Source organism: Candidatus Phytoplasma asteris, assembly GCF_038505995.1.
GTDB lineage: Bacteria > Bacillota_I > Bacilli_A > Acholeplasmatales > Acholeplasmataceae > Phytoplasma > Phytoplasma asteris.
Window position 1 is genome coordinate 134,337 of record NZ_CP128414.1, and the last position, 24,706, is coordinate 159,042.

General features: G+C 27.5%; 27 protein-coding genes and 3 pseudogenes. 11 read left to right on the forward strand and 19 right to left on the reverse strand.

What is annotated here, in order from left to right; all coding sequences use genetic code 11:
* The 11 genes and pseudogenes from QN326_RS00785 to QN326_RS00835 all read left to right on the forward strand — a co-directional run bounded on the left by QN326_RS00785 (nucleotide 1) and on the right by QN326_RS00835 (nucleotide 7,443).
* Nucleotides 1-648 (forward strand): lambda-exonuclease family protein, encoded by a 648-nt coding sequence (locus tag QN326_RS00785; protein ID WP_342386778.1) that lies wholly within the window; start codon nucleotides 1-3, stop codon nucleotides 646-648.
* A gap of 56 nt (nucleotides 649-704) precedes the next feature.
* Nucleotides 705-1,337, forward strand: a complete 633-nt coding sequence (tmk, locus tag QN326_RS00790) for a dTMP kinase (RefSeq protein ID WP_342386663.1) — start codon at nucleotides 705-707, stop codon at nucleotides 1,335-1,337.
* Complete coding sequence (locus QN326_RS00795) at nucleotides 1,321-1,470, forward strand: hypothetical protein (protein ID WP_342386664.1); 150 nt, start codon at nucleotides 1,321-1,323, stop codon at nucleotides 1,468-1,470. The genes tmk (QN326_RS00790) and QN326_RS00795 overlap by 17 nt, the downstream gene beginning before the upstream one ends.
* 31 nt (nucleotides 1,471-1,501) lie before the next feature.
* Nucleotides 1,502-2,113, forward strand: a complete 612-nt coding sequence (locus QN326_RS00800) for a hypothetical protein (RefSeq protein WP_342386665.1) — start codon at nucleotides 1,502-1,504, stop codon at nucleotides 2,111-2,113.
* A gap of 19 nt (nucleotides 2,114-2,132) precedes the next feature.
* A pseudogene (locus tag QN326_RS00805) lies at nucleotides 2,133-2,474 on the forward strand (replicative DNA helicase); the annotation flags it as partial.
* A 140-nt stretch (nucleotides 2,475-2,614) separates the two neighbouring features.
* A complete protein-coding gene (locus tag QN326_RS00810; protein WP_342386666.1) occupies nucleotides 2,615-3,235 on the forward strand; it encodes a sigma-70 family RNA polymerase sigma factor in 621 nt (206 codons plus the stop codon).
* A gap of 4 nt (nucleotides 3,236-3,239) precedes the next feature.
* Nucleotides 3,240-3,569 carry a single-stranded DNA-binding protein gene (locus QN326_RS00815; RefSeq protein ID WP_342386667.1) on the forward strand — a complete coding sequence of 110 codons (330 nt, stop codon included), beginning with the start codon at nucleotides 3,240-3,242 and terminating at the stop codon, nucleotides 3,567-3,569.
* A gap of 53 nt (nucleotides 3,570-3,622) precedes the next feature.
* Nucleotides 3,623-3,913 (forward strand): HU family DNA-binding protein, encoded by a 291-nt coding sequence (locus QN326_RS00820; protein WP_342386668.1) that lies wholly within the window; start codon nucleotides 3,623-3,625, stop codon nucleotides 3,911-3,913.
* Between the two features lie 42 nt (nucleotides 3,914-3,955).
* Nucleotides 3,956-6,256: an ATP-binding protein gene (locus QN326_RS00825; protein WP_342386669.1), complete on the forward strand. Its 2,301-nt coding sequence runs from the start codon at nucleotides 3,956-3,958 to the stop codon at nucleotides 6,254-6,256.
* Between the two features lie 82 nt (nucleotides 6,257-6,338).
* Nucleotides 6,339-7,220 carry a hypothetical protein gene (locus QN326_RS00830; protein WP_342386670.1) on the forward strand — a complete coding sequence of 294 codons (882 nt, stop codon included), beginning with the start codon at nucleotides 6,339-6,341 and terminating at the stop codon, nucleotides 7,218-7,220.
* A gap of 37 nt (nucleotides 7,221-7,257) precedes the next feature.
* Nucleotides 7,258-7,443 carry a hypothetical protein gene (locus QN326_RS00835; protein WP_342386671.1) on the forward strand — a complete coding sequence of 62 codons (186 nt, stop codon included), beginning with the start codon at nucleotides 7,258-7,260 and terminating at the stop codon, nucleotides 7,441-7,443.
* A gap of 278 nt (nucleotides 7,444-7,721) precedes the next feature.
* Here the strand turns inward: QN326_RS00835 and QN326_RS00840 are convergent, their stop codons facing one another.
* The 19 genes and pseudogenes from QN326_RS00840 to QN326_RS00930 all read right to left on the reverse strand — a co-directional run bounded on the left by QN326_RS00840 (nucleotide 7,722) and on the right by QN326_RS00930 (nucleotide 24,283).
* Complete coding sequence (locus QN326_RS00840; RefSeq protein WP_342386672.1) at nucleotides 7,722-8,660, reverse strand: IS3 family transposase; 939 nt, start codon at nucleotides 8,658-8,660, stop codon at nucleotides 7,722-7,724.
* A gap of 436 nt (nucleotides 8,661-9,096) precedes the next feature.
* The gene (locus QN326_RS00845) at nucleotides 9,097-9,723 is read right to left on the reverse strand and encodes a phase variable surface lipoprotein (protein ID WP_342386673.1); all 627 of its coding nucleotides are present in this window, start codon (nucleotides 9,721-9,723) and stop codon (nucleotides 9,097-9,099) included.
* A 154-nt stretch (nucleotides 9,724-9,877) separates the two neighbouring features.
* Nucleotides 9,878-11,203 (reverse strand): toprim domain-containing protein, encoded by a 1,326-nt coding sequence (locus tag QN326_RS00850; RefSeq protein ID WP_342386674.1) that lies wholly within the window; start codon nucleotides 11,201-11,203, stop codon nucleotides 9,878-9,880.
* Nucleotides 11,204-11,215: 12 nt separating this feature from the next.
* Nucleotides 11,216-12,709 (reverse strand): replicative DNA helicase, encoded by a 1,494-nt coding sequence (locus QN326_RS00855; RefSeq protein ID WP_342386675.1) that lies wholly within the window; start codon nucleotides 12,707-12,709, stop codon nucleotides 11,216-11,218.
* Between the two features lies 1 nt (nucleotide 12,710).
* A complete protein-coding gene (locus QN326_RS00860; RefSeq protein ID WP_342386676.1) occupies nucleotides 12,711-13,334 on the reverse strand; it encodes a hypothetical protein in 624 nt (207 codons plus the stop codon).
* A 38-nt stretch (nucleotides 13,335-13,372) separates the two neighbouring features.
* Complete coding sequence (locus QN326_RS00865) at nucleotides 13,373-13,522, reverse strand: hypothetical protein (RefSeq protein WP_173401684.1); 150 nt, start codon at nucleotides 13,520-13,522, stop codon at nucleotides 13,373-13,375.
* A gap of 1 nt (nucleotide 13,523) precedes the next feature.
* Nucleotides 13,524-14,138 (reverse strand): dTMP kinase, encoded by a 615-nt coding sequence (gene tmk, locus QN326_RS00870; protein ID WP_011160718.1) that lies wholly within the window; start codon nucleotides 14,136-14,138, stop codon nucleotides 13,524-13,526.
* Between the two features lie 73 nt (nucleotides 14,139-14,211).
* Nucleotides 14,212-14,841, reverse strand: a pseudogene (locus QN326_RS00875) (YqaJ viral recombinase family protein).
* A 225-nt stretch (nucleotides 14,842-15,066) separates the two neighbouring features.
* The gene (locus tag QN326_RS00880; protein WP_017193158.1) at nucleotides 15,067-15,273 is read right to left on the reverse strand and encodes a hypothetical protein; all 207 of its coding nucleotides are present in this window, start codon (nucleotides 15,271-15,273) and stop codon (nucleotides 15,067-15,069) included.
* A 99-nt stretch (nucleotides 15,274-15,372) separates the two neighbouring features.
* Entirely contained in the window at nucleotides 15,373-16,218 is an 846-nt protein-coding gene (locus QN326_RS00885; protein ID WP_011160720.1) for an SVM family protein, read from the reverse strand.
* A gap of 28 nt (nucleotides 16,219-16,246) precedes the next feature.
* Nucleotides 16,247-17,143, reverse strand: coding sequence for a hypothetical protein (locus QN326_RS00890; RefSeq protein WP_342386677.1), 897 nt, complete (start codon nucleotides 17,141-17,143; stop codon nucleotides 16,247-16,249).
* Nucleotides 17,144-17,209: 66 nt separating this feature from the next.
* Nucleotides 17,210-17,857: an ATPase gene (locus QN326_RS00895; RefSeq protein ID WP_342386678.1), complete on the reverse strand. Its 648-nt coding sequence runs from the start codon at nucleotides 17,855-17,857 to the stop codon at nucleotides 17,210-17,212.
* 472 nt (nucleotides 17,858-18,329) lie between these two features.
* On the reverse strand, nucleotides 18,330-19,154 hold the full coding sequence (locus QN326_RS00900; RefSeq protein WP_041624737.1) for a hypothetical protein: 825 nt from the start codon (nucleotides 19,152-19,154) through the stop codon (nucleotides 18,330-18,332).
* 80 nt (nucleotides 19,155-19,234) lie between these two features.
* Nucleotides 19,235-21,529 carry an AAA family ATPase gene (locus tag QN326_RS00905; RefSeq protein WP_342386679.1) on the reverse strand — a complete coding sequence of 765 codons (2,295 nt, stop codon included), beginning with the start codon at nucleotides 21,527-21,529 and terminating at the stop codon, nucleotides 19,235-19,237.
* A gap of 42 nt (nucleotides 21,530-21,571) precedes the next feature.
* Nucleotides 21,572-21,862 (reverse strand): HU family DNA-binding protein, encoded by a 291-nt coding sequence (locus tag QN326_RS00910; RefSeq protein WP_011160691.1) that lies wholly within the window; start codon nucleotides 21,860-21,862, stop codon nucleotides 21,572-21,574.
* A gap of 108 nt (nucleotides 21,863-21,970) precedes the next feature.
* A pseudogene (locus QN326_RS00915) lies at nucleotides 21,971-22,801 on the reverse strand (DNA adenine methylase).
* Nucleotides 22,791-22,970, reverse strand: coding sequence for a hypothetical protein (locus tag QN326_RS00920; protein ID WP_034172243.1), 180 nt, complete (start codon nucleotides 22,968-22,970; stop codon nucleotides 22,791-22,793). Before QN326_RS00920 ends, QN326_RS00915 begins: the two are co-directional and overlap by 11 nt.
* Nucleotides 22,971-23,109: 139 nt before the next feature.
* Entirely contained in the window at nucleotides 23,110-23,439 is a 330-nt protein-coding gene (locus tag QN326_RS00925) for a single-stranded DNA-binding protein (protein WP_011160693.1), read from the reverse strand.
* A 229-nt stretch (nucleotides 23,440-23,668) separates the two neighbouring features.
* Nucleotides 23,669-24,283 carry a sigma-70 family RNA polymerase sigma factor gene (locus QN326_RS00930; protein WP_342386680.1) on the reverse strand — a complete coding sequence of 205 codons (615 nt, stop codon included), beginning with the start codon at nucleotides 24,281-24,283 and terminating at the stop codon, nucleotides 23,669-23,671.
* Between the last annotated feature and the right edge of the window lie 423 nt (nucleotides 24,284-24,706).

A 24,706-nucleotide genomic window follows, 5' to 3' on the forward strand; every position in this document is an offset into this window, starting at 1 on the left:
ATGAGAATTAAAAACTTAAATCAACGCACTAAATTATGGTACCAACATCGAAAAAAATACATCAACGCTTCGGAAATCGCTTCCATTACAGGGTTAGACCCCTTTCGTTCCATGGAACAATTAGTTCATGATAAACTCTTTGGCACCACTTTTACCGCTAATCAATATACGCTTCATGGCCAAAAAATGGAACCTATCGCTCGCCAGTTTTTCATACAAAAAACCAATTTAACTTTTGAAGACACCATTTTCACTGATGATAAAGTTAACCTTTTTTCAGCATCTTTAGATGGTTACAATGAACAACATCAAGCTGTTTTAGAAATTAAATGTCCTTTTGTTAATGAAAACAAAGAAGTCTCATCCACTTGGACTAGTTTTTTAACCAATCCTCAACTCGAAAATATCCCTCAATACTACTGGGCCCAAGTTCAATGTCAACTCTATTGTAGTCAAGCTAAATTCGCTTACTTTTTAGTCTATTTCAATAACACTAATTATCATGTAGTGCGAATTTACCAAGACGATAACTTCATTAATAAAATGATTGCAGATGGTAAAAAATATTTAGAATTACTACACAAAGCAAAACAAGAATTATCACAAACAACTTTTTTAAAACAATTAAGCAAAATAAAATACAACTAAGACTCTCATCACGAGAGTCTTTTTTTTAAACCCAAATTTTTAAAAAGAATCATAAAATGAAATTAATTATATTCGAAGGACTCGACGGGAGCGGAAAAACAAGTCTAATAAAAAGCGTTCAACAAGAATTAACAAAACAAGGTAACGAAGTAATTGTTATTCGCGGATTAGGAAGTTCTACAATCGGAAATTCTATACGTGAAACGTTTTTAACCCACAATACTTTACATAATTTAACTAGATATTTTTTAAGTTTTGCCAACATGATTCAAACCCAAGAAGAGCTCATCAAACCCAACTTACAAACAAATAAAATCATTTTAGTAGATAGATGGTTAGGCTCTAATTTTTCCTATCGCGTATATCCTTCAAAAATTGACAAAAATTACCAAATTTTTAACAAATTAAGTAAAAAATTCATCAAACCTGATATCACTATTTATCTAAAAATTAATCCTCAATTAGGTTTGGAACGAAAAATAAACCAAAAGAATCACAAATTAGATGTGATTGAAACTAGTTCCTTAACTTATTTTCAACAAGTAGAAAAGGGATATTATGAATTTTTGAAAAAACAAAACCTAGGAACTAAAATCATCTTAAATAATATGAATGATAAAGATGCTAAATTTAATCAACAATACATTATCAAAAAAATAGGTGAAATAAAAAATGGCAATAATAATTAAGAAAAAATGTCAAAACGGCAATTTATATATCTATTATAGCAACGGCAAAATCAAAACTATTAAAAAAGATGGAACTATTCAATGGCGCACCAAAAAAATTAAATTTAAAAACCCAAAAAGACTCTTTAATTAGAGTCTTTTTTTATTTAGAAAGGAATAATCAAATGAATCAATTAACTAATTTTCATTTCAACAACATTAATGTTTTTAACCACCAATCTTTGTGTGTTAACATCACTAAACAAATAATCCAACCATCTTTATTCAACAAACCATTTAACGAATATATGATAAAAACCCATAACCTTCTAAACGAATATCTTAATAATAAACAACACAATTCTCAAAGTCAAAAAGTAATCCGTGGTAAAATCAATGAATATTTCATTTTATTATATTTTCAAAACAAAGGAATCATCAATTTATATCCCCAGGCTTATTTATTCTTCATCCCAGACATTAAATTTGATTTAGTTTTATTCACAGAAACCAAACGGATAATGGCGTTTAATTTCAAAACCTGTCTCCGAGACCGCTATAAACAAGCCATGGTAGAGGGACAACAACTAAAAAAACTCGATACTCGTTTTGAATTCTATTTATTAACCAACAACAAAAAAGAAACTCAAAGACTAAATAATAAAATCAATCAAGGAAAAGTACAAGGCATTAATAAAGTAATTAACTTATTTTCCAATTCAGCCAATAATTTTTTACAAAACTTAATTACCACCAAATTCATCCCCTTTTCTAATATCAATATAATTAAAAAATAAAAAAAGGAGTTAATATAAAATGTTAACCAACGAACAAAAAGCGTTAAAACAATTAATAAATTATATCGAACAAGGCCAATGGGAAAAATTAAACCTTTATTGCCAAATAATCAACCCCAAAAATTTACTTGACCCCAAAAATACAAAAATATTTACAGCTTTAAAATATTTATTTTTAGAAAAACAAACATCTCATCCGTGGGACAAACCCACTACAAAACCCATTATTATCAAAGAGTTATTAACATATTTACAAACTAATTTCCCCCAAGCTAATTTTACTTTAGATTCTTTAAATTATTTAAATGATGATTTTAATAAACAAAATAACACTCATTTTTTAGACAATCTAAAACATACTGAAGTGTTCCAAAACTTTAGACACTTTTTACTTTTTAAAAATTCTTTAAGACTAACTTAATAGTTAGTCTTTTTTTCTTTTCAAAGACTAAAAAAATAATTTCATATCTTTTCTAAAAAAGTTTTTTAGAAAGGAATTAAATGTTAAGACAAAAATTATTTAAATATTTTTTAAAAAATAAAAAGAATTTAGAAATAAGAGATCAATTAATTGAACTTCATTTACCATTAGTAAAAAAAATTAGTTCAAAATTCAAATATTACCCTAATTTTTTAACTAGAGATGATTTATATCAAGAAGGAATTTTAGGATTAATCAAAGCACTAAATAATTACGAAGATTTCGGTTATGACTTTATTGCTTACGCAAATCCAACCATCAAATCGGAAATCAAAGAACTTATTAGGAAAAGTCATTCTCCTTCTGTTCCTCAAAAAAATCATAAAGCTAATAATCTTTCTTTTCGAGAAGAACTTTATGAAACATATCAAAAAAATAATCTAAACCCTCATCAATTATGGTTAAAACAAGTTAATCATGAAATTTTTTTAAATAAACTAACCAAAAAATTAAGTCCAAAGGCATTTCATATTATCTGCTTAAGCTTTGGTATTACTTTAGGAAATATTAATGAAGATTATCAAAGATGTTATACCAACGCCGAAATCGCTGAACAACTTCATTTAAAAGTGAGACAAATCAAAAACATTAAAAACATCGCCATTAAAAAATTAAAAAAATTATATAGAAAAGAGAAATAAAATTATGTTAAACAAAGTCCAATTAATTGGCCGTATAAGCCATGATTTAGAAAAACAATACATTAACAGTAATAATGAACAAATCCCTAAAATTGATTTTCAATTAGCGGTCAACCTCAAAAATAAAACCCAATTCATCCCTTGTGTCGTTTTTAGAACACAAACCGAAAACATGAATAAATTTTTACATAAAGGTTCGAAAATCTATGTCGAAGGCGCTTTGGCTATTCAAAAATACACCACGAATGACGGTGAAAACAAAACGACTACTAAAGTCATTATTCAAAATGTGATCTTTTTAGACAATAAACCTCAAGAAACTTTACCTTTTTAAAAAAAATTTAAAAACAAACAATTAAACAAATAAATCAAAGGAGTCAAATCATTATGACAAAAAAAGAATTAATTAAAAAAATCGCTTTATCCAATAAAACTTCCGTAACTAAAACAGAAGAATTTTATCACATCTTCGAAAAGACTTTAATCGAAGCAATCACCAATAACGAAGAAGTAGTTTTATTTCCTAAAATAGGTAAATTTAAATTAAAATCAAGAAAATCCTACATCGGCAGAAACCCTAAAACAAAGAAAAAACTAAAAATCCCTGCCAAAACTGTAGTCACTTTCAAACTTTCTAAAAACATCAAAGACCAAGTGAAAACTTTAATTTTAAAATAACCAAGTTATTTTATTTAAAAAAACTAAGAAAGGAGGTTATCTATGACATTAAACAAAAAAATTTATCTTAGTTTTATAGGATTATTAAGTTTGGGTTTATTGGTTTTATTAATCTTCGGCATCACTCATTCTCATCTACCAACTCAAAACCCATCATTAACTAAACAACCTCCATCAACACAACCACAAGAGATCGACAACCAAATCAAATTAGAACAAGCCAAAATCCAAGCACTCCAACAACAAGACCGCATCTTAAAAACCCAAATTGATGAAAATGTCAAAACTTTAACCGACATTATTACTAAAAATAAAACTCTGCAAACTGAATTAACTAATAACCCGCAATTAAATCCGACAATCAAAACCCAAAAACAACAACAATTAACAGAACTAAAAAATCAACAACAAACCCAACAAACCTTAGTTAATAATTTAATGGAACAAAGAAAAGCGTTAAACCAAAATCAAAAAGAAAAACAAGAAGAACTAGAAAAATTAGCGCAAGAAAAAGCCCAACTTCAAACCCAAGAAAACCTTCAACAACAAATTTCCCACTTAAATCAAGCTCTTAATTATGTCGAAGCTAATCAAAAAAGAATTGAAGAATTAAAAACTCAAAAAGAATATCGAAAAAATCAAACCGAATTAAAAAATTTAAATGATTTTCAACTTTTCTTAACTGATCAAAAATTAGCTTTTGAAAAACAAAAGAAAAATTTAACTATCCAATTAAATCATTTAAAAGAAAATAAACCTCTTCCTCATACTAAAAAACAAGTGACATTTAAAGACGTTTACGGCATGGAAAGCGAAAAAGAAGAATTAGAAGACTTATTAACTTATTTTCGCACGAACCAATCTTTAATTAACTTCGATCAAGTCCGCCCCAAAGGTTATTTACTTTATGGACCCCCAGGAACAGGAAAAACCTTTTTAATCAAAGCCCTTTGTGGTGAGGCTAACGTTCACTTTATTAATTTAATTCCTTCCAAATTCAGACAAAAATACATCGGTGAAGGAGAAAAAGAAGTGGATAAAGTTTGGCAAGAAGCCGAAAATCATGATAAAACCATTATCTTTATTGATGAAATTGAAGGATTAGAAAATCGTAATGATTCCAACATTTCTTCAGGAGGAGTCAATGTGATTAATACTTTATTAGATAAATTAGATGGTTTTAATAGTAGTAATAAAAAAATTGTCTTAATGGGAGCAACTAATAATCTTCATAAAATTGATACCGCTTTACGCAGTCGTTTCAGTAAAGAAATCTATATCGGTAATTTAAAAGATAATGAAATTGAAGGTTATTTAAAACATATTATCACCCCTTATCAAATTAGTTATCATACCTTCTTAGCTTTAAAAGAGATTACTCAATTATGTCAAGGCAAAAATCTTTCTAACCGTGATTTAACTACTATCATTGAAGAAGCTTACAAAAAAACCGCTAAATGGTCTCAACAAAATCCTCAAACCCATGAAGTCATGTTGCCTTCTGATATTGAAGAAGTATTACAACTAAAATTAAAAACAAAACCCGATCATCAAAAAGTAAAACAACGCCGAGCAGCTTGTGAAAACCAATACGCCCAATGGCGTCAAGGGTTCAATCAATATTTAGATAAACCCAAAGACGAAACTAAAATTGAATGTCGTTATACCTTTGATGGTTTAAACGGAATTAACTATTACAATCGTCGCTATTCTCAAATCCAAACGGAATTAAATGATATTAATCAGCAATTAACTAAAATCCACCAAGAAAATAAAATCTCTCAATTGGAACAAGAATTAGTCGCTTTAAATCAAACGCCTGACAAATACGAACAAACCATTAAAGATAAAAACCAAGAAATCATCGATATTAAAAATAAACTTAAAACTCTTCCAGCTCAAGAAGAAAGTTTAAGAAAAGAATTAAAGCTGGTCGATAATCGTCGTGAACTTCAAAAAGAACCATCTAACCTCGCCAACTACATCAAAGACCGTTATCCTTTCGACCGTTGGAATAACAAAGTATTAACTTATGAGGAAACATCTGTGAATGGATTCGAACATGCTCAATTTGATACTAAACATGACAGCTATTTACATTATTATATCAATTTCGAAAAACAATTCAAAGAAAACTCAAGTGGTAACTGTTTAATCCTTAAATACAAAGGTCCTAAACACTTCTTAGACAACGACAAAGACTATTACCTTGGTCGCGCACGTGTTTCCAATTCTAATTTCAAATTAACTGATTTTCACCTTCACTTCAACCCTGTCCGTAAAACCTTGTCGATTTACCAAGATAAACATCACGCAATATCTCAAAACAATAATCAAAAATAATTCCACACGATCAAAAAGACTCTCATTTAGAGTCTTTTTTATTTTAAAAAAACTTTAAATCCAAAAAAAAGCGAGTAAAAATATGTCAAAAAAAATAATTGAAACTAAAAAAAATCAATCAAAAAATAATAATAAAACAAATAAAAACACTAAAAATCAATCAAAAAACAATAAATCTAATAAAATAATTATCAAAAGAAAAACTCAAACTCCTTCAATAATTATTGAAACTCAAACTAAAAAAGAAAACTGGTTATTTAAAATCGTTAAAACTTTCTTTAAAATCCTCATTTGGTGTATTCCGTTATTATTAATTGGTGGGGCGATTTATTGGACCCTTTTCAAATTTTTCCCTGAAGTTTTAAACCAAATCAACACTTTTACGAGCAACACCGCAACTAAAACTAAAGCGTTATACGATAAAGCAACTCAACCAATTCGTAAAGTTATCGAGTATATTTATAATAAAGTAACAGGCAACGATAAAGATCCTAATCGTACTCCTTCGCCTCAAAATAAATTAGGTTATTATCTAGCCACTACTTTAACCGTCATCGGGATTTGTTTCGGAATCGGGAAAATTGGTAATTGGTTAAAAAGTGGCAAGAAAAAAACTATTAAAAAAGGAACTAAAGCCATCATTCAAAAAAAAGCTACTTCCAAAATAGCGAATGTCGGCGGTAAAATCCTTAAAATTGGTAGTAAAGCTTTATTTTGGGTTTCTTTAGCTTCAACTGCTTATGAACTTTACCAATTTTATCAAGAAGAAACCAAAATCCCTAACCCTCCACAACAATTAACCCATAAAATGGAAAATCCCCCAACAACAATCTTACAAGCACCACCTATTCAACAACAACCAAACAATGAATTACCAACTATAGTTAATCCAATTCAAGAAGAAACAAATCAAGAAGAGACAAATCAAGAAGAAAGTAAAACTGGTAACCTTAACAATCCCTGATCATGGTTCAGTTGAATCAACAACTGAACCTATCTTATTGCAACAAGAACAACTCCAACAAACACCACCACTTGGTGAGGAATTAAAAGAAACTAACCAAACAACGGAAACGCAACAACTAACTCCTGAAGAAATCATCAAAGCCAAAAACTTATTAGAAATTCATGCGCTGTTCCGTTTTTTTAGACAACTTTTGTCTCTAAAATTATTCTTTAAAACTTAAAATTAAGTGATAATTTCATATCTTTTCAAACTAACAAAGTATTTTCATTAGACGAAAAAAGTGTCTAATATTTTTTTTATAATTTGCTAGTTTCAAAAGATATTTTTGCTAATATTTTAACCCTTCACTATATAGTTAGGTAAAAAAAATTAAAAACTCGTCAACAAAATAAAAGAAAATGATATTTTTTTTAAATTTTACTATTTTTAGGTAAAAAAAAGCGCACTAAAGTAAACTTTTTCAAGGTTATATTATTTTATGTTAAATCAACTAAAAATTTATCTCAAATTTTGAGAATATTGAGATGGAGTTGAATAGTTTAATTTGCTTAAAATCCACTTAGTATTCCAAAATTGAGGAAATTGATTGATTAATTTTTTCATTTTATCAGGAGATTTTTGAAATAAAAAAGGGTTTTGATGTTGTAAGATCGTTTTCATTTGACCGAAAAAATTTTCAATAACAGCGTTATCACGAGGGGTGGCTTTTCTTGACATGCTGATTAAAAAACCTTTTTTCGTTAAAGTTTGTTGAATTTTGAGCGATTGATAAACTTTGCCTTGATCGGAGTGGATGATACAAGGTTCTTTTAATGAAGGTAATTTTTTAATAGTATTTAAAACTAAATCTTTATTTTGTTGGTTTGAAGTATGAGAAGCGATGATTTGGTTGTTAAAAGAGTCAATAATACAAGAAAAATAGAGAAAACCTTGATTAGTTTTAAAATAAGTAATATCAGTAAAGAGTTTTTGAAGAGGTTTGGTGGCCATAAAGTCTTGATTGATTAAATTAGGAATTATTTGGAGATTATTTTTTAAATTACGGTAAGTAAAATTTTTTTTAATTCTTAAACGACAACTAATGTCGTTTTTTTTCATGATGAGATAAACTTTTTTCTTGGTGATAAATTCATTAAAGGTTTTTTGGTATAAATCAGTGATTTTCCGATGACCGTAAAAATATTGATAATGGAGACATAAAGCTTTAATCCGTTTTTGTTGTAAAAAATATTTTTCTTCTTTTTCTTTTAGTTTTTTTTTAACTTTTAACCAATAATAATAAGTACTTCTTTTAATTTGAATTGTTTTTAAAATGGTGGTTAAATTAAGAGTTTTATTGAATTGGTTTACTAAATGAAAAACAATCTTTTTATCAATTTTTTTAATTTTTTCAATCATTTTTTGTAATAATTTAATTTTTTGTTTTAATTTTTGCATCTTAACACCAATTATCTTTATAAATTATTTTAAATATATCAACTATTATAACTCTAAAAGATTTTTTATTGGAATAAATAAAGCGCTTCAGCGCGTTCTTCTTTTTGTTTAATACATATATTCAATACTTGGGAAGGCAATTAATTTAAAAATTAAAGTTGATTTAATGATTGCAATAAATTAAAAAAATAAAATTACTAAAAAGAGGTTTTTATGATATCGATAAATAATAATGATATAAAAAATGATAATGCGATAATATCAAATATCGAGTATCATTATCATTATCGATATAAAATATCAAATATCACTCCTTCAATGAGTTAATCTTTATATAGATTATTTTCAAAGTCAAATTGTCATAAAAGTGTCAGTGAAGCGTCATAAAAGCGTCAATGAAGTGTCATAAAAGTGTCAGTGAAGTGTCATAAAAGTGTCATTCTTGTTGTTTAGGTATATATTTATATTTGGGATGTAGCTTTTTAACCCGATAACCTTGTTTATCTTTTGTTAAAAAAGATTGAATGTATTTTAAATCTTCTTTTCGATAATAGATGATGTTTAACCCTTTCTTATAGTTTGTTTTTATGGGTTTATGATATTTATCCAGCTTTTGAGGGTCTAGTTGGTATAATTGTAAGTTTTCTAGTTTATGAAGATTGATTTTGCCAATTAATTTTTTGATGATATTTTTAGATTCATTTTTATAATTGATTTGGAAGATATTAAATAGGTGTTTAAGGGAGTTATTTTGGCTTTTAAGCGGGGTTAAATCAGAAAGTAATAGTTTGCTATTACTAGAAGAGAAATTATCATTAATTAAAATTATTTTTGCTTGTTTAATTTCTTCTAAGATTTGAGGATCGACGAAGAGAGTTTGGTTTTTGGGACGGTAATTAGCTTCTTGGTAGGTATTTTTCTTTTTAGAATGAGCAATAATGGTGAGATTAATTAAATCTTCTTTTAATATTTTTAAAAAGTTTTTAATTTGAGTTAAATCATTAGGGGTGGTTTTTGTGTTCCAGCCCCCGATTCTAATTTCTTGACTAGTGTCGTTTTTCATTTCTTTTCTCCTTTTGTTTGGTTTGTTATAAAAATAAAAAACCCCGAATTTGCGAAAAATAAAATCGCAAAATTTAGGGTATATGCGCTTATTTGGGGGTATGTTAATATTTTTATATGTTTAGATGTTATATATTTTGGTATAAAAAAATAATTTAATTAATTACTTCTACTTTGTCTTCACCAAAGAAATGAACCGCTAAATCGACGATGATTTTCTTTTTGGCCTCTTCATAATTAATGTATGGAGCTAAAAAACATTTTTGATATGCTTCTTTTCCGTATTGACGTAATAAATCATCGACATCTTTACAAGTTTTATCATAAGGTGGTAAAATACGTCTAATTTCGTAAATAATATTTTCTTCTTTAAGTTGTTCTCCTAAGGCTTCGCTGCGTTTTCGGCCTGTTTCGTCATTATCTAAGGCAATAATTACTTTGATTTTTTCTTTTTTGAGAATTTCTAGTTGGGATTGCGAAAGTAATTGAGTAACACAAATTAAACCGACCGCGTTTTTAATATTGTTTTGCCAACAACTAATGACATCAAAAAAACCTTCATGAATGATTATAGTTTTCGTTTGTTTAATATATGGTAAAGCTTCAAAAAAACGATAACTAAAATAAAAGGTCGGGGTTTGACTAAAATTATTGAGGGATTTATATTTAGGTTGAAAATAAGAAACTTCACGGAAATGATTTTGATAAAAATGAAAAGTTTGATGATAACCATTTTCAATGGGGATAATAATGGAACCATGAAAAGTATCATGAAAATATTTTTTATTTTGTTGACTGGTTTTTTCTTTGATAAAGCCATATTCAACTAATTTTGTTGTATCAATATTTTGTTTTTTACAATAATTTACTAGACGAAAAGATAAAGGTTTATCAGATAAGGGGGCATACCCTAGTTTAAATTCTTTAATGGTTTCTATAGTGAGTTTTCTTTTTTGAGTTAAATATTCTATTCCTGGTTGACTTTCGTTATTTTGGTTAGAAATTAACAAATAATGATAATAATCTCTAATTTGGTTGAATAAAGGCGATATTTCTTTAAATAATTGTTTCTTTTTGATATTAATTTCCTGTTCGTCAACTGGTTGTTTTAATTTAATAGGTTGATATGGTTGTTGAAAAGGGTTAATAGTTATTTTAGTTATTTCTTTTTCTTGTTGGCTTAAGGTTTTAAATTCGAAAGAATTCATAAATCCTTCTATTCTTTTGATCGCTTCATGAAAGGATTGAATTTGACGGATAGTCATATAAACATCAATAATATCGTAATCACGACAGCATTTCCAACAATGAATTTTGTTAGTAGAAGTTAAATGACAACAAGTGGGGTTTTGTCCTTGATGGACGGGACAAGGAAAACGATATTTGGGGTTGAAGTTTGGTGGTATTATATTTAATTTTTTTAATAAAACTGACATGGGGAAATGAGTTTGGATGTGTTTTATTTTATCTTGATAATTCATTGAGTTTTCTCCTTAATAACTTTCTAATGGATAAGGTAAAATATAACCGATTTCTTGGAAGGTTTGCGTGGTCATTTCAAAGTGATAAACTAAGTTCTTTTTGGTACCACTGCGATTCTTTTTAATAGATAATTCAATGATTTTTTGAGATTCGTTATTTTTTGATGCTAAATATAATTGATTACAATTTTGATTATAGATATTTAAGGGTTTGTCTTGGTCTTTGGATAATTTGGGTTGGAATTCAGACATCATTAAGACGATATCTGAGTTAGTTTCAATTCCACCACTTCCTTTTAAAGCTGTTATTTCTGGTGATTTACTTTGGTAATTGCTGTATGTATCTCTTGAAAATTGAGATAAAATGATAATAACAAGGTTTAATTCCATGGCTAATTGTTTGAGTTTCGTCATAATTTCGTCAATGGCTAAACGGTCATTTTCTAAGTGGGTTGTGGTTTTGGTTATTTGAAGGTGGTCAATGACGATAATTTCGACTTGTTTTTCTAAATGAAGGCGATAAACTAAATCAATTACATAATCAATGTTTTTGCCTTGATCATAACTAAATGATAATTTAAGTTGGGTAAAAAATTGTTTGGCTTGTTTCATCCTTTCCATGTAGGTATGTTGAGTGATGTTTAAGTCTTCCCAATTTTTATCTAAAATAACATCTAAAGGAATTTGATTTTGGTAGGCTAATAAACGACTTAAATTTTCCTCCATCGTCATTTCATAAGAAAAAACTAAGAGATGAGGATGATGATGAGTTTCTTGGTGTTTGGTTTTAGTGATATCTAAAAGAAGGTTGTAAACAAAAGTGGTTTTTCCTAAACCTGTATAGCCCCCAATGGTGATAATTTGACCCTTTTTAAAGCCTTTCGTGGCTTGATTTAAGCCTCGGAAAGTTTCTGATAGGCGGTAATATTCTTCTTGAATTTTTTGTTTGGATTGATTATCAGTTTCAAAAAATTCAGGATGACAAGAAGCCATTTGATTTAAAGTTAACAAAGTCTTATCGGAGGGATGAGGTATAAAGGACATAAATTTTCTTAATTTATCAAAGATTTCTTGGTAGTATAGATGTTTATGATAAGGATCTTTGTTTTCAAAAGAAGGACTAATAATTTTTAAGAGTTGTTGGAACAGTTTTTCTTGGGTATAGGTATGTTTTAGGTTAGCTAAAAAATCAAGGTTATTTTCCTCATTAACATCATCACTTAAAAAAGATAATGATGCTTTAGTGAAGTTATCTTGGGGAAAATGGGTTTGGAGATAAGTGAGTAACTCTTGGATAATCTCCGTTTGAGATTTGATTTTATCAAAGGGATGAGTATTTGTCTGGTTTAAAGTTAAATATTTTAAGGCCTGAAAGATTTTTGTATGTTGTTTATCTAAAAAAGGTTGTGGTTCAATGAGCTGAAAATAAAAACTTAATTGGTCAGTTTTATTTTGGTTCATATAGGAAATGATTTGTTTTAACGCTTTTTGTTCGTTGTTTAACATTTTATATTAACTCCTTTTTTTCTTTGTTAATGATGTTAATGTTAGAAAAAGGTATTAATTGACGGGTAATTAAGTTTTGTAAGAAATTGTTGGCTGAATTGGAAAATAAGTTAATTACTTGATTAATGCCTTGGACTTTTCCTTGATTGATTTTCTTGTTTAGTCTTTGGGTTTCAGTTTCGTTGTTGGTTAATAAATAAAACTCAAAACGAGTATCTAATTTTTTTAATTGTTGTCCTTCTACCATGGTTTGTTTATAGCGGTCTCGGAGACAGGTTTTGAAATTAAAAGCGATTATTCTTTTATTTTTAGTAAATAAAACTAAATCAAATTTAATGTCTGGGATAAAAAATAAATTTACTTGAGGGTATAAATTAGTGATACCTTTATTTTGAAAATATAATAAAATAAGGTATTCATTGATTTTACCACGGATTACTTTTTGACTTTGAGAGTGGATATTATTTTGGTTAAAATAATGGTTTAATTGTTGGTGATTGGTTTTCATATATTTGTCAACAGAAAGATTAAAGGTAGTTTTTTTAAAAAAACCTTTTAAGATGTCCACAGTTTGGATATTAGTATTAAATTGATTAATATTCATAAAATCTTGGTTATTTAACATTTGATATTCCTTTCTTTAAATAAAAAAAGACCTTTAAATTAAGGTCTTTTGTTGGTTTTTTTAGTTTTAAAAATTCTTTTTGTTTTCCAAGTGATGGTGCCATCTTTATGAATAGTTTTGATTTTTCCATTAGAAAAATAGATGTAAGTGTTGCCGTTTTGGCAGGTTTTTTTAATTATGATCACCATTTTATAATGCTCCTATTTGTTTAATAATTTGATTTTGGTTAGTTAATGTTGTTTTGCTATTCATCTCTTTTAAGATTAATTTGTGGCCGAGGTTTTTTATTTCTAAGAATAATTCATATCCTTGGCTTACTTGGCGAAAGTATGATAAAGGATGAGTTTCTATGACGTCTAATTTATGATCTTTTTGGTTTTGTTTGCGTTCTAAACCTAATTGTGGTTTGATTTTGAGATAAACAGTCATATCTGGTTTAATAAATTGTTTATTAAGTAAATTAAAAAGCTGATAATTTTTATCAATGTTGCGAGGATAAGCTTGATAGGCAAAGTTAGAACCTAACCATCTATCTATTAAAATGATTTTATTAGTTTCTAAATGTGGTTTTATTTCCTCTTCTTGGATTTGTTGCATATTAGCAAAACTCAATAAATAGCGAGTTAATGGTTTTAATTGGGCATTAGTTAAAAAGATATCACGAAGAGGTTGGCCGATGGAGGAACTGCCTAACCCTTGTAGAGTAATTACTTCGTGGCCTTGTTTTTCTAATTGTTTTCTAATTTTTTGAATTAAAGTTGTTTTACCACTGCCATCTAAGCCTTCAAAAACTATTAATTTCATTTTTTTCTCCTTTGAATTGAAATTTGGGCATAAAAAAAAGACCTTCGATTTGAAGGTCTTAGGGTTTTAATTATTATTTAAATTTACTTAATCGTTTTAAATAAGTTGTTTGTGATAATTCTTGTTTAGTTTTTGATAAAAGTTCTAAATATTGTTTGCTATCTTGAATCATTTTGGTAATAAAATTATTATCTAAGTAAATTCTGACTACATGATAATCATTATCATTAAAATAAACTAAAAAATAAGCAAATTTAGCTTGGGAACAATAGAGTTGACATTGAATTTGAGCCCAGTAGTTAATAGGGACTTCTTGGTAGGAAAAGAAGCCATTCCATGATGTTGATATATTGTTGTTTTCATCGCGATAAGGACATTTGATTTCTAAGAGAGTGTTGGTTTGTTGATTATAACCATCTAAGGAAGCGGAAAACATTTTGACTTCATCATCGGTAAAGATGGTATCAGGAAAATTTAGATTAGTTGTTTTTTAAAAGAAAGTTCTAGCTAAAGGTTCGGTTTTATTACCATGTTCGGTGTATTTATTGGAAGTAAATGTGGTGCCAAAGAGTTTATCATGGACTAATTGTTCCATGGAACGAAAAGGATCTAAACCCGTTATCGAAGCAATTTCAGAAGCGTTGATGTATTGTTTGCGGTGTTGATACCATTCTTTGGTACGTTGTGATAGTTTGATTTGCATGGTTATTTACCTTTCTTAAATAATGAGATGATATATTGGCCTAAATAATAAATAAATTTAATTATATAATGTAAAAATTTAAAAAGAAAATCAATTAAACATAAGAGATGAGGTAAAAATAATAAAATAATGGTTAATAAAGCTAAATTAAGCCATTGGTTTTGATTATTAAAAAAACAATTACTTATAGCAACAAACCCATTATTTAACTTTGTTAACCAAGTATTAATTAGGTTCCACATGATTATTAGTTTTAATAGTGGTTAGATGTTGATAAAATCTAACTACGATGCCTTTCTTTAACCTTTGGATGTTTAATTGATAAGTAAAAAGATAGAATTTGATGAAATAATTAATAAAAATTAAAGGGATTAAAAAAATAAAGATAATGATGTTAATGGATAAAGATGGTAAGATTTTTTTAATGAACATAATTTTTGTTTCCTTTCTTGGTGAAATAAAAAAACTCTCTATAAGAGAGAGTCTTTGTTTTGTAATATAATTTTTTTATTCTTTTAAATTTTTTAAACATTAAAATATTTTTTTATACAATGAATTAAAAATACCCATATAAGTAGTTGTTTTTTGATTTAATTCTTGTTGTAATTTGTTTATATTATTTTGTTGATTTAAAAATTTTTCTTTTTCTTTTTGTAATTCTATATATTTTAAGTTTAATTGTTGTTTTAATTTTTCATTTTCTAAATTAATATTTTGGTTTTTTTTGTTAATTTCTTCTAAATTATTTATATAATTTTCTAGATTTAGAATAATTTTTTTTGTATTAAGATAAATATTTGTTTGGTTATCTATTTCTTTTTCTAATTGTAATTTTATTTCTTTAAATAAATTTAATTCAATATTTAATTTTTCTATTTCAATATTTTTCAATTTTATTTTTAATTGGTAAAATATTTCTTTATTTATAATATCTTTTTGAGTTTTAATTTGTGGATATAATGTTTTTGTTAACCAAAAAATATACATATTTTTTGCTCCATTGCCCATTTCATTTAGATCTTCTAAAGAATAAAATTCATCTTCATTAGATCTAATTCCACTATCAAAAAAAACAAATAATAAATTATTAGGAGGTTCTTTAATACGCCAGCAAAGATCATTTTTATTATTGGTGGAGCTATTATAACAAGGATAATCTAAAGTTAAATAACTAAATATTTGATCAATATTTTTATTTATAACATGAGACACAATATCTTCTTTTTTTTGAATCCAAATATTATGAATCTTCATATTTAGATTGCATATTTTTTTATTTTCTATTGCCATCACTGGATGATGATTAACCAAAAACAACAATCCTAAGCTAATAAAGAATAAATTTATTCTACTAAATTGATTTTTTAAATTTAACATTAATTAAAATCTCCTTTAATTTTTATTTTTACCAACCATTAGGATGGTTTTTGTTCATTTCTGCTTCTTCAACTTTATCATTGTTATGTTTATCTTTAAAAATGGATAAAGTTTTGCGGACAGGGTTGAAGTGGAGGTGGAAGTTAGTTAGTTCGAAGTTGGAATCGGAAACACGAGCGCGACCAAGGTAGTAGTCTTTGTCGTCATCTAAGAAGTGTTTAGGGCCTTGGTATTTAAGGATTAAACAGTTGCCATTTGAGTTTTCTTTGAATTGTTTTTCTAATTTCACATATAGATATAATTGACTGTCATCTTCTTTATCGAAACGAGAAAATTTAAATCCATTAATGGAGGTTTCCTTATAAGTTAACCCTTTATTGTTCCAACGGTCGAAAGGATGACGATCTTTGATGTAACAAGCTAAGTTAGAGGGTTCTTTTTGGGTTTCGAGGCGATCTAATATTAATTTTTGATTTATTTTGATTAGTTCATTGTGATTTTTCATGATTTTTTCTGATAAATTATCTAATTCAGGATTATTAGGTGAACGATTCATATCTATGGTTTTATCATTTAAATAAATTTGTAGGTTTTTTTCTTTAGCTTGTTTTTCTAACGATTCTCGTTCGCGAAATAATTGTTCTGCCTTAAGTTTTTGCTGTTCATAATAACCGATTCCATTAAGGCCATCAAAGGTATAATGAATTTCAATCATTGATTGAGTTCTTCCTCGGTGATCAATTTCTTCCCATTCTTCTTTTATATCAGCTTTGGTTTCTTTTATGCTGGGAATTTCTTTTTTTGGTAATTCTGGTAATTTAATGATGTTCATTTCGGTTAAAAAGAAAAAACCAATCAATAAACATAATAATAACCCTAATATGATAAAAAACCATTTAATGATTTTTTTAATAATATTAAACATGATTAGTTCCTTTCGGGTAATTTATAATATACCAACATTTTAACACATTTGACTTTTTAATTTTAATTAAAACCATTTTTTGAACCAAGAAGTTACTTTATTAACATTTTCCTTTGTACCGTTAATTGTTTGTTTTATATTTTCTTTAAATTTTGTTTTCAAAGGTTGAATTGCGGCACTATAGGTTTTTTCTTGATTTTTGAGAATTTTGTCAATTTTGTCTAATTCCTCTTTTTCGGTGGTTAATTGATCGCTTTTTTCTTTTAAGGTTATTTTAGTTGTTTCATGAGCTTTTTGTTCTTCTTTTATTTGTTCTTTGAGTTTATTGATTTCATGACGGAGTTCGGCGTTTTCTTCAAGATATTTACCAGAGACGTTTTCTAAAGCTTTAATGGTTCCTTCTAAAGCTTCAATGTGAAGGCCTTGTTGCACCCATTTATCGATTTGTTGTTCTAATTCCTCGCTTAAACGGTTAATTTCATTGGCTTGTTCATTGATGATTTGGTTTAGTTGGGTGATTTCTTGGTCTTTTTGGTAGATAGTTGCTTGATATTCTTTTTCTTTTTGTTGAAAATTAGTAGTTAATTGATTGATTTCATTTTGGAGTACTTGTTTTTCTTGTTCTGATAAAGCTTGATTGGTTATTAATTCTTGATTTTTGGTTTCGATTAACGATTTTTGTTCTTGGAGTTGGTTTTGGAGTTGTTCAGTCATTTGGTTTTGTTCGTTGATTTGATTGATTAATTCATTAATTTGTTTTTCTTTTTCAGTGTTGATCGTTTTTTCTTGGTGAAGGTCAGTTTCTAATTGATTAATTTTTTGATCTTGGTTAAAGATTTCGTTTTCTTTAGAACGGATTTTGTCAGTTTGTTGATTGATTTCTTTTTGAAGTTCTTGTTTTTCTTGTTCAGATAGTTTTTGATTGTTTTCTAATTCTTCTTGTTTTTGAGTTAATTCATGTTCTAAATTAGCTTTTTGAGTTTCTAAAGTTAAACTATTAATTTTTTCTTGTTGGAGTTTAATTTCTAATAAGTTTTTGGCTTTGATGATTTCTTCAGGAGTTAGTTGTTGATTTTCAGTTGTTTTGTTAGTTTCTTTTAATTCCTCACCAAGTGGGTGTGTTTGTTGGAGTTGTTCTTGTTGGAGATGTTTTGGTTCAGTTGTTGGTTTATTAACTGAACCATTATCAGGGATTGTTAAGGTTACCAGTTATACTTTCTTCTTGATTTGTTTCTTCTTTAACTTCATTATTATTAGTTAAAGTTGATTCTTCATCTTCAATAATGGTTGTATTTTGTGTTTGTAAGATGGGTGTTGGGGGATTTTCTATTTTATTAGTTAATTGTTGTGGTGGATTAGGGATTTTAGTTTCTTCGTGATAAAATTGGTAAAGTTCGTAAGCAGTTGAAACTAAAGAAACCCAAAATAAAGCTTTACTACCAATTTTAAGGATTTTACCACCGACATTCGCTATTTTGGAAGTAGCTTTTTTTTGAATGATAGTTTTAGTTCCTTTTTTAATGGTTTTTGTCTTTCCGCTTTTTAACCAATGACCGACTTTCCCAATTCCCAAACAAATGCCGATGACGCTTAAAGTAGTTGCTAGATAACAACCTAATTTATTTTGCGACGAAGGATTGTGATTAGGATCTTTATCATTGCCTGTTAATTTATGATAGATATATTCAATAAAATTACGAATTGGTTGAGTAGCTTTATCGTATAACGATTTAGTTTTAGCTGGGGCATCACTCGTAAAAGCGTTGATTTGGTTTAAAACTTCAGGAAAAAATTTGAAAAGTGTCCAATAAATTGCCCCACCAATTAGGATAAATGGTAATAAAAATAAGATTTTGTTTATAATTGATTTTAAGGTTTTAAGGAACCAATTTTCTTTTTTAGTTTGTGTTTCAATAATTATTTTAGGAGGTTCGGTTATCGGTTTTCTTTTAGTAATGATTATTTTTCCCGTTGATTTTTTTGTATTTTTTTTGTTATTTTTTTTATTCATAGTTTTTCTCTCTTTCTTTAATTTGATATAAAAAAAGACTCTAATCAATATTAGAGTCTTAAGTTGATATAAGTTGTTATTTATTGGATATTGGGATTAATTACATTATGTTTATCTTTAAAAATGGATAAAGTTTTGCGGACAGGGTTGAAGTGGAGGTGGAAGTTAGTTAGTTCGAAGTTGGAATCGGAAACACGAGCGCGACCAAGGTAGTAGTCTTTGTCGTCATCTAAGAAGTGTTTAGGGCCTTGGTATTTAAGGATTAAACAGTTGCCACTTGAGTTTTCTTTGAATTGTTTTTCTAATTTCACATATAGATATAATTGACTGTCATCTTCTTTATCGAAACGAGAAAATTTAAATCCATTAATGGAGGTTTCCTTATAAGTTAACCCTTTATTGTTCCAACGGTCGAAAGGATGACGATCTTTGATGTAACATACAAGGTTAGAAGGTTCTTTTTGAAGTTCACGACGATTTTCGACCAGCTTTAATTCTTTTCTTAAATTTTCTTCTTGAGCTGGAAGATTTTTAAGTTTATTTTTAATATCGATGATTTCTTGGTTTTTATCTTTAATGGTTTGTTCGTATTTGTCAGGTGTTTGGTTTAAGGTTACTAATTCTTGTTCTAATTGTGGAATTTTGTTTTCTTGGTGGATTTTAGTTAATTGCTGATTAATATTATTTAATTCCGTTTGGATTTGAGAATAGCGACGATTGTAATAGTTAATTCCGTTTAAACCATCAAAAGTAAAATTGGTTTCTATTTTGGTTTCATCTTTAGGTTTATCTAAATATTGAAGGATTCCTTCACGCCATTGAGCGTATTGATTTTCACAAGCTGTTCGGCGTTGTTTTATTTGTTGATAATCGGGTTTTGTTTTTAATTTTAGTTGTAAGACTTCTTCGATATCAGAAGGCAACATGACTTCATGGGTTTGAGGGTTTTGTTGAGCCCATTTAGCTGTTTTTTTGTAAGCTTCTTCGATGATCGTGGTTAAATCACGGTTAGAAAGATTTTTGCCTTGACATAATTGGGTAATCTCTTTTAAAGCTAAGAAAGTATGATAACTAATTTGATAAGGGGTGATAATATGTTTTAAATAACCTTCAATTTCATGATCTTTTAAATGACCGATATAGATTTCTTTACTGAAACGACTGCGTAAAGCGGTATCAATTTTATGAAGGTTATTCGTCACTCCCATTAAGACAATTTTTTTATTACTACTATTAAAACCATCTAATTTATCTAATAAAGTATTGATAACATTAACTCCTCCTGAAGAAATGTTAGAATCATTACGATTTTCTAATCCTTCAATTTCATCAATAAAGATAATGGTTTTATCGTGGTTTTCGGCTTCTTGCCACACTTTATCCACTTCTTTTTCTCCTTCACCGATGTATTTTTGGCGGAATTTGGAAGGAATTAAGTTAATAAAGTGCACGTTCGCTTCTCCACAAAGAGCTTTAATTAAAAAGGTTTTTCCTGTTCCAGGCGGTCCATAAAGTAAATAACCTTTGGGACGAACTTTATCAAAGTTAATTAAGGATTGGTTTGTTCGAAAATAACTTAATAAATCATCTAATTCTTCTTTTTCTGTTTCCATACCGTAAACATCTTTGAATGTCACTTGTTTTTTAGTATGAGGAAGAGGTTTATTTTCTTTTAAATGATTTAATTGGATAGTTAAATTTTTCTTTTGTTTTTCAAAAGCTAATTTTTGATCAGTTAAGAACAGTTGAAAATCATTTAGATTTTTTAATTCAGTTTGATTTTTTCGATATTCTTTTTGCGTTTTTAATTCTTCAATTCTTTTTTGATTAGCTTCGACATAATTAAGAGCTTGGTTTAATTGGGAAATTTGTTGTTGGAGGTTTTCTTGGGTTTGAAGTTGGGCTTTTTCTTGAGCTAATTTTTCTAATTCTTCTTGTTTTTCTTTTTGATTTTGGTTTAACGCTTTTCTTTGTTCTAATAAATTATCGACTAAGGTTTGTTGGGTTTGTTGTTGGGTTTTTAGTTCGGTTAATTGTTGTTGTTTTTGGGTTTTGATGGTCGGAGTTAATTGAGGATTATTAGTTAATTCGGTTTGGAGAGTTTTAATTTTGGTAATAATGTCGGTTAAAGTTTTAACATTCTCATCAATTTGGGTTTTTAAGGTGTAATCTTTTTGTTGTAATTCTTTGATTTTGGTTTGTTCTAATTTGATTTGGTTTTCGATCTTTTGTTGTTTTGTTGATGAGGGTTGTTTAGTTAATGATAGGTTTTTAGTTGGTGGACGAGAATGAGTGATGCCAAAGATTAATAAAATCAATAAACCTAAACTTAATAATCCGATCAAACTCAGATAAATTTTTTTGTTTAATGTCATAGAGAACCTCCTTTCTTAGGTTTTTGAAAGAAAATAATTGGGTTATTTTAAAATTAAAGTTTTCGCTTTATCTTTAATGGATTTTGAAAGTTTAAAAGCGACTACTGTTTTCGCAGGAATTTTTAATTTTTTCTTTGTTTTAGGGTTTCTACCGATGTAGGCTTTTCTTGGTTTTAATTGGAATTTACCGATTTGAGGTGATAAAACTACTTCTTCATTAGTAGTAATTGCTTCGATTAAAGTCTTTTCGAAGATATGATAAAATTCTTCTGTTTTTGAAATTGAGGTTTTATTTACCTCAGCGATTTTTTTAATTAATTCTTTTTTAGTCATAATGATTTGACTCCTTTTTTGATTTTTTTGGAAAATTACTGTTATTTAAATTAAAATAGAGTTTCATATCCAATTTAATGATGTGAAACGATAGTGAAAATTTTAATTTTACTCATAATTTTTAATAATGATTTCTTGATGGATTTTTTTGTTGGTGAGATAATGGCTTGTTGTTGTTTTTGTTTTAATGATGTGACAATTTGAAAATAAATGAAGAATTGGGGTTGTTTCATAATTGGTATATAACCATTTAACACCCCTTTTGGTTGCTTGGTGTAATTCCAAGGCTAATTGTTGATGATCAGTAAAAGAAAATGGTTTTTGGTAAAAATCTTTATCTTTAATCCCTTCATAGTAATATGGTGGATCGATAAAAAGAAAATCGCCTTGTTGACTATTGGCGATAATTTGACGAAAATCCATACAATATAAAACATGTTTTTTATTTTGGAAATGTCTTTAGAATGTAACTAATTCGTTTAAATTGATGATGGGAGTTTTTTGTTTGGATTTATACCCAAAATTTGTTTTTAAATTACTTTGCTTATCATAACGAGTAATACCACGAAAAGCGTATTTATTTAAAACATAAAAGATAGCTGACCTGGTTAATTTTTTTCTTTTTTTGACATTTTGATTATATTGGTTTAATAAATGTTTAAAAGCTTGTTTTTGGTTCTTTTGGTTGTTATATTGGTAAATATAATTTTCTATGGCTTTGACCTTGTTAACGAAATGATCGGGATTTTGGAGACTTTGTTTCCACATAGTGATTAATTGGTGATCATTATCGTTTAAAATCGCTTTTGATGGTTGTAAATAAAAATAAAGAACCCCACTTCCTAAAAAAGGTTCGTAATAAGTTTTAAATTGTTTGGGTAAATGAGAAATAATTTGAGGCAAAAGTTTTTTCTTACATCCAATCCAATTAATTTTCATCTTTCTTCTCCTTATTCCATAAATAAAATAAAAAGAAAATATCAGAAAAGATGGCGATCATAGCGTTAAATTTTAATCCTAATTCAAAATTGAAAAATAAAGCCATAATATTACTAATGATGAAAAATAAATAGGAAATGGTTAATAAAATAGGATATCTTTTTTTCATTTTGTCTCCTTTATTTTTTTATTTCTTTTGGTGTCCTTACCAATAATTGTGTGTTTTTTTCAAATAAAAAACCCCTTTTCAAAAGGGGTTAGATGATTAAGTTTATTTGGTTGTTATTGAGTTTTATGAATTGATTGTTTTAAAAAGGTAAAGTTTCTTGAGGTTTATTATCTAAAAAGATCACGTTTTGAAGAATAACTTTAGTGTTAATTTTAGTTTGACCTTCATTATTCGTATATTTTTGAATGGATAAAAGCCCTTCAAGATAAATTTTCGAACCTTTATGTAAATATTTCTTCATGTTTTCGGCTTTTTTTCGAAAAGCGACACAAGGGATGAATTGGGTTATCTCTTTAAGGTTAACCGCTAATTGAAAATCGATTTTAGGGATTTGTTCGTTGTTTGAATTGATATATTGTTTTTCTAAATCATGGCTTATACGGCCTATTAATTGAACTTTATTTAACATATTTTAATTTTCCTTCTTTTTGATATATTTTTTTATTTATCCATCAATAAAACTTTTGAAAACAAATGTATTGAACGACTATCTAATTTGTTGATGTTGGAATCGTTTATTACTGTTGTTTCAAAAATTTTATGTTGAGTTTTGATACAAAAAAAGATTACTTTGAAAGTAATCTGGTTTTTTTTATTGTTTCAAATAACTAGTTTAACGTCATTACGGACGAGAAAGGTTAACGTTTTTTTGTTTTTTTTAATTTTTTGATAGCGATGTTTTTAATATTTTCTACTTGTTTTAAAGATAAATGGAGTTTTTGGGCTATTTCTTCATTCGAATAACTAGTTTGATAATCTTCGTTGATATTCCCTAAAGGAACACCAAAACTTAAATGGATAATTTTGAATTCGGTTTCGCTTAATTTTGCTTTCATTTTTTTTAAAAAATTTTCATGCTTAACTTGTTTTAACCATAATTGATGAGGATTTAGTTTATTTATTTGATATGGTTCACAAAAATCTTCTTGAAAAGAAAGATTATCCTTTTTATGATTTTTTTGTGGGATTGAAGGAGAATGGCTTTTTCTTATTATTTCTCTTATTTCCGATTTGATGGTTGGAGTAGCATAAGCGATAAAGTCATAACCTAAATCTTGGTAATGATTGAGGGCTTTGATTAATCCTAAAATCCCTTCTTGATATAAATCTTCTTTAGTTAAAACTCGAGGATAATATTTAAATTGATTTACTATTTTTTTGATTAATGGTAAATGAAGTTCAATTAATTGATCTCGTATTTCTAAATTCTTTTTATTTTTTAAAAATTCTTTAAATAATTCTTCTCTTAACATTTAATTCCTTTCTAAAAACGTTTTTAGAAAAGATAAGAAATTATTGTTTTAGCCTTAGAAAAGAAAAAAAGACTAACTTAATAATTAGTCTTACAGAATTTTTAAAAAGCAAAAAGTGTCTAAACTTTTGGAACAGTTCATCAACTCCAACAAGAAAAAATTAATAGTTTAGCTTTAGAAACTCAAAAAGCTAATTTAGAACATGATTTAACTCAAAAACAAGAAGAATTAGAAAATAATCAAAAACTATCTCAACAAGAAAAACAAGAACTCCAAAAAGAAATCAATCAACAAACTGACAAAATCCGTTCTAAAGAAAACGAAATCTTTACCCAAGATCAAAAAATTAATCAATTAGAAACTGACCTTCATCAAGAAAAAAAGATCAACACTGAAAAAGAAAAACAAATTAATGAATTAATC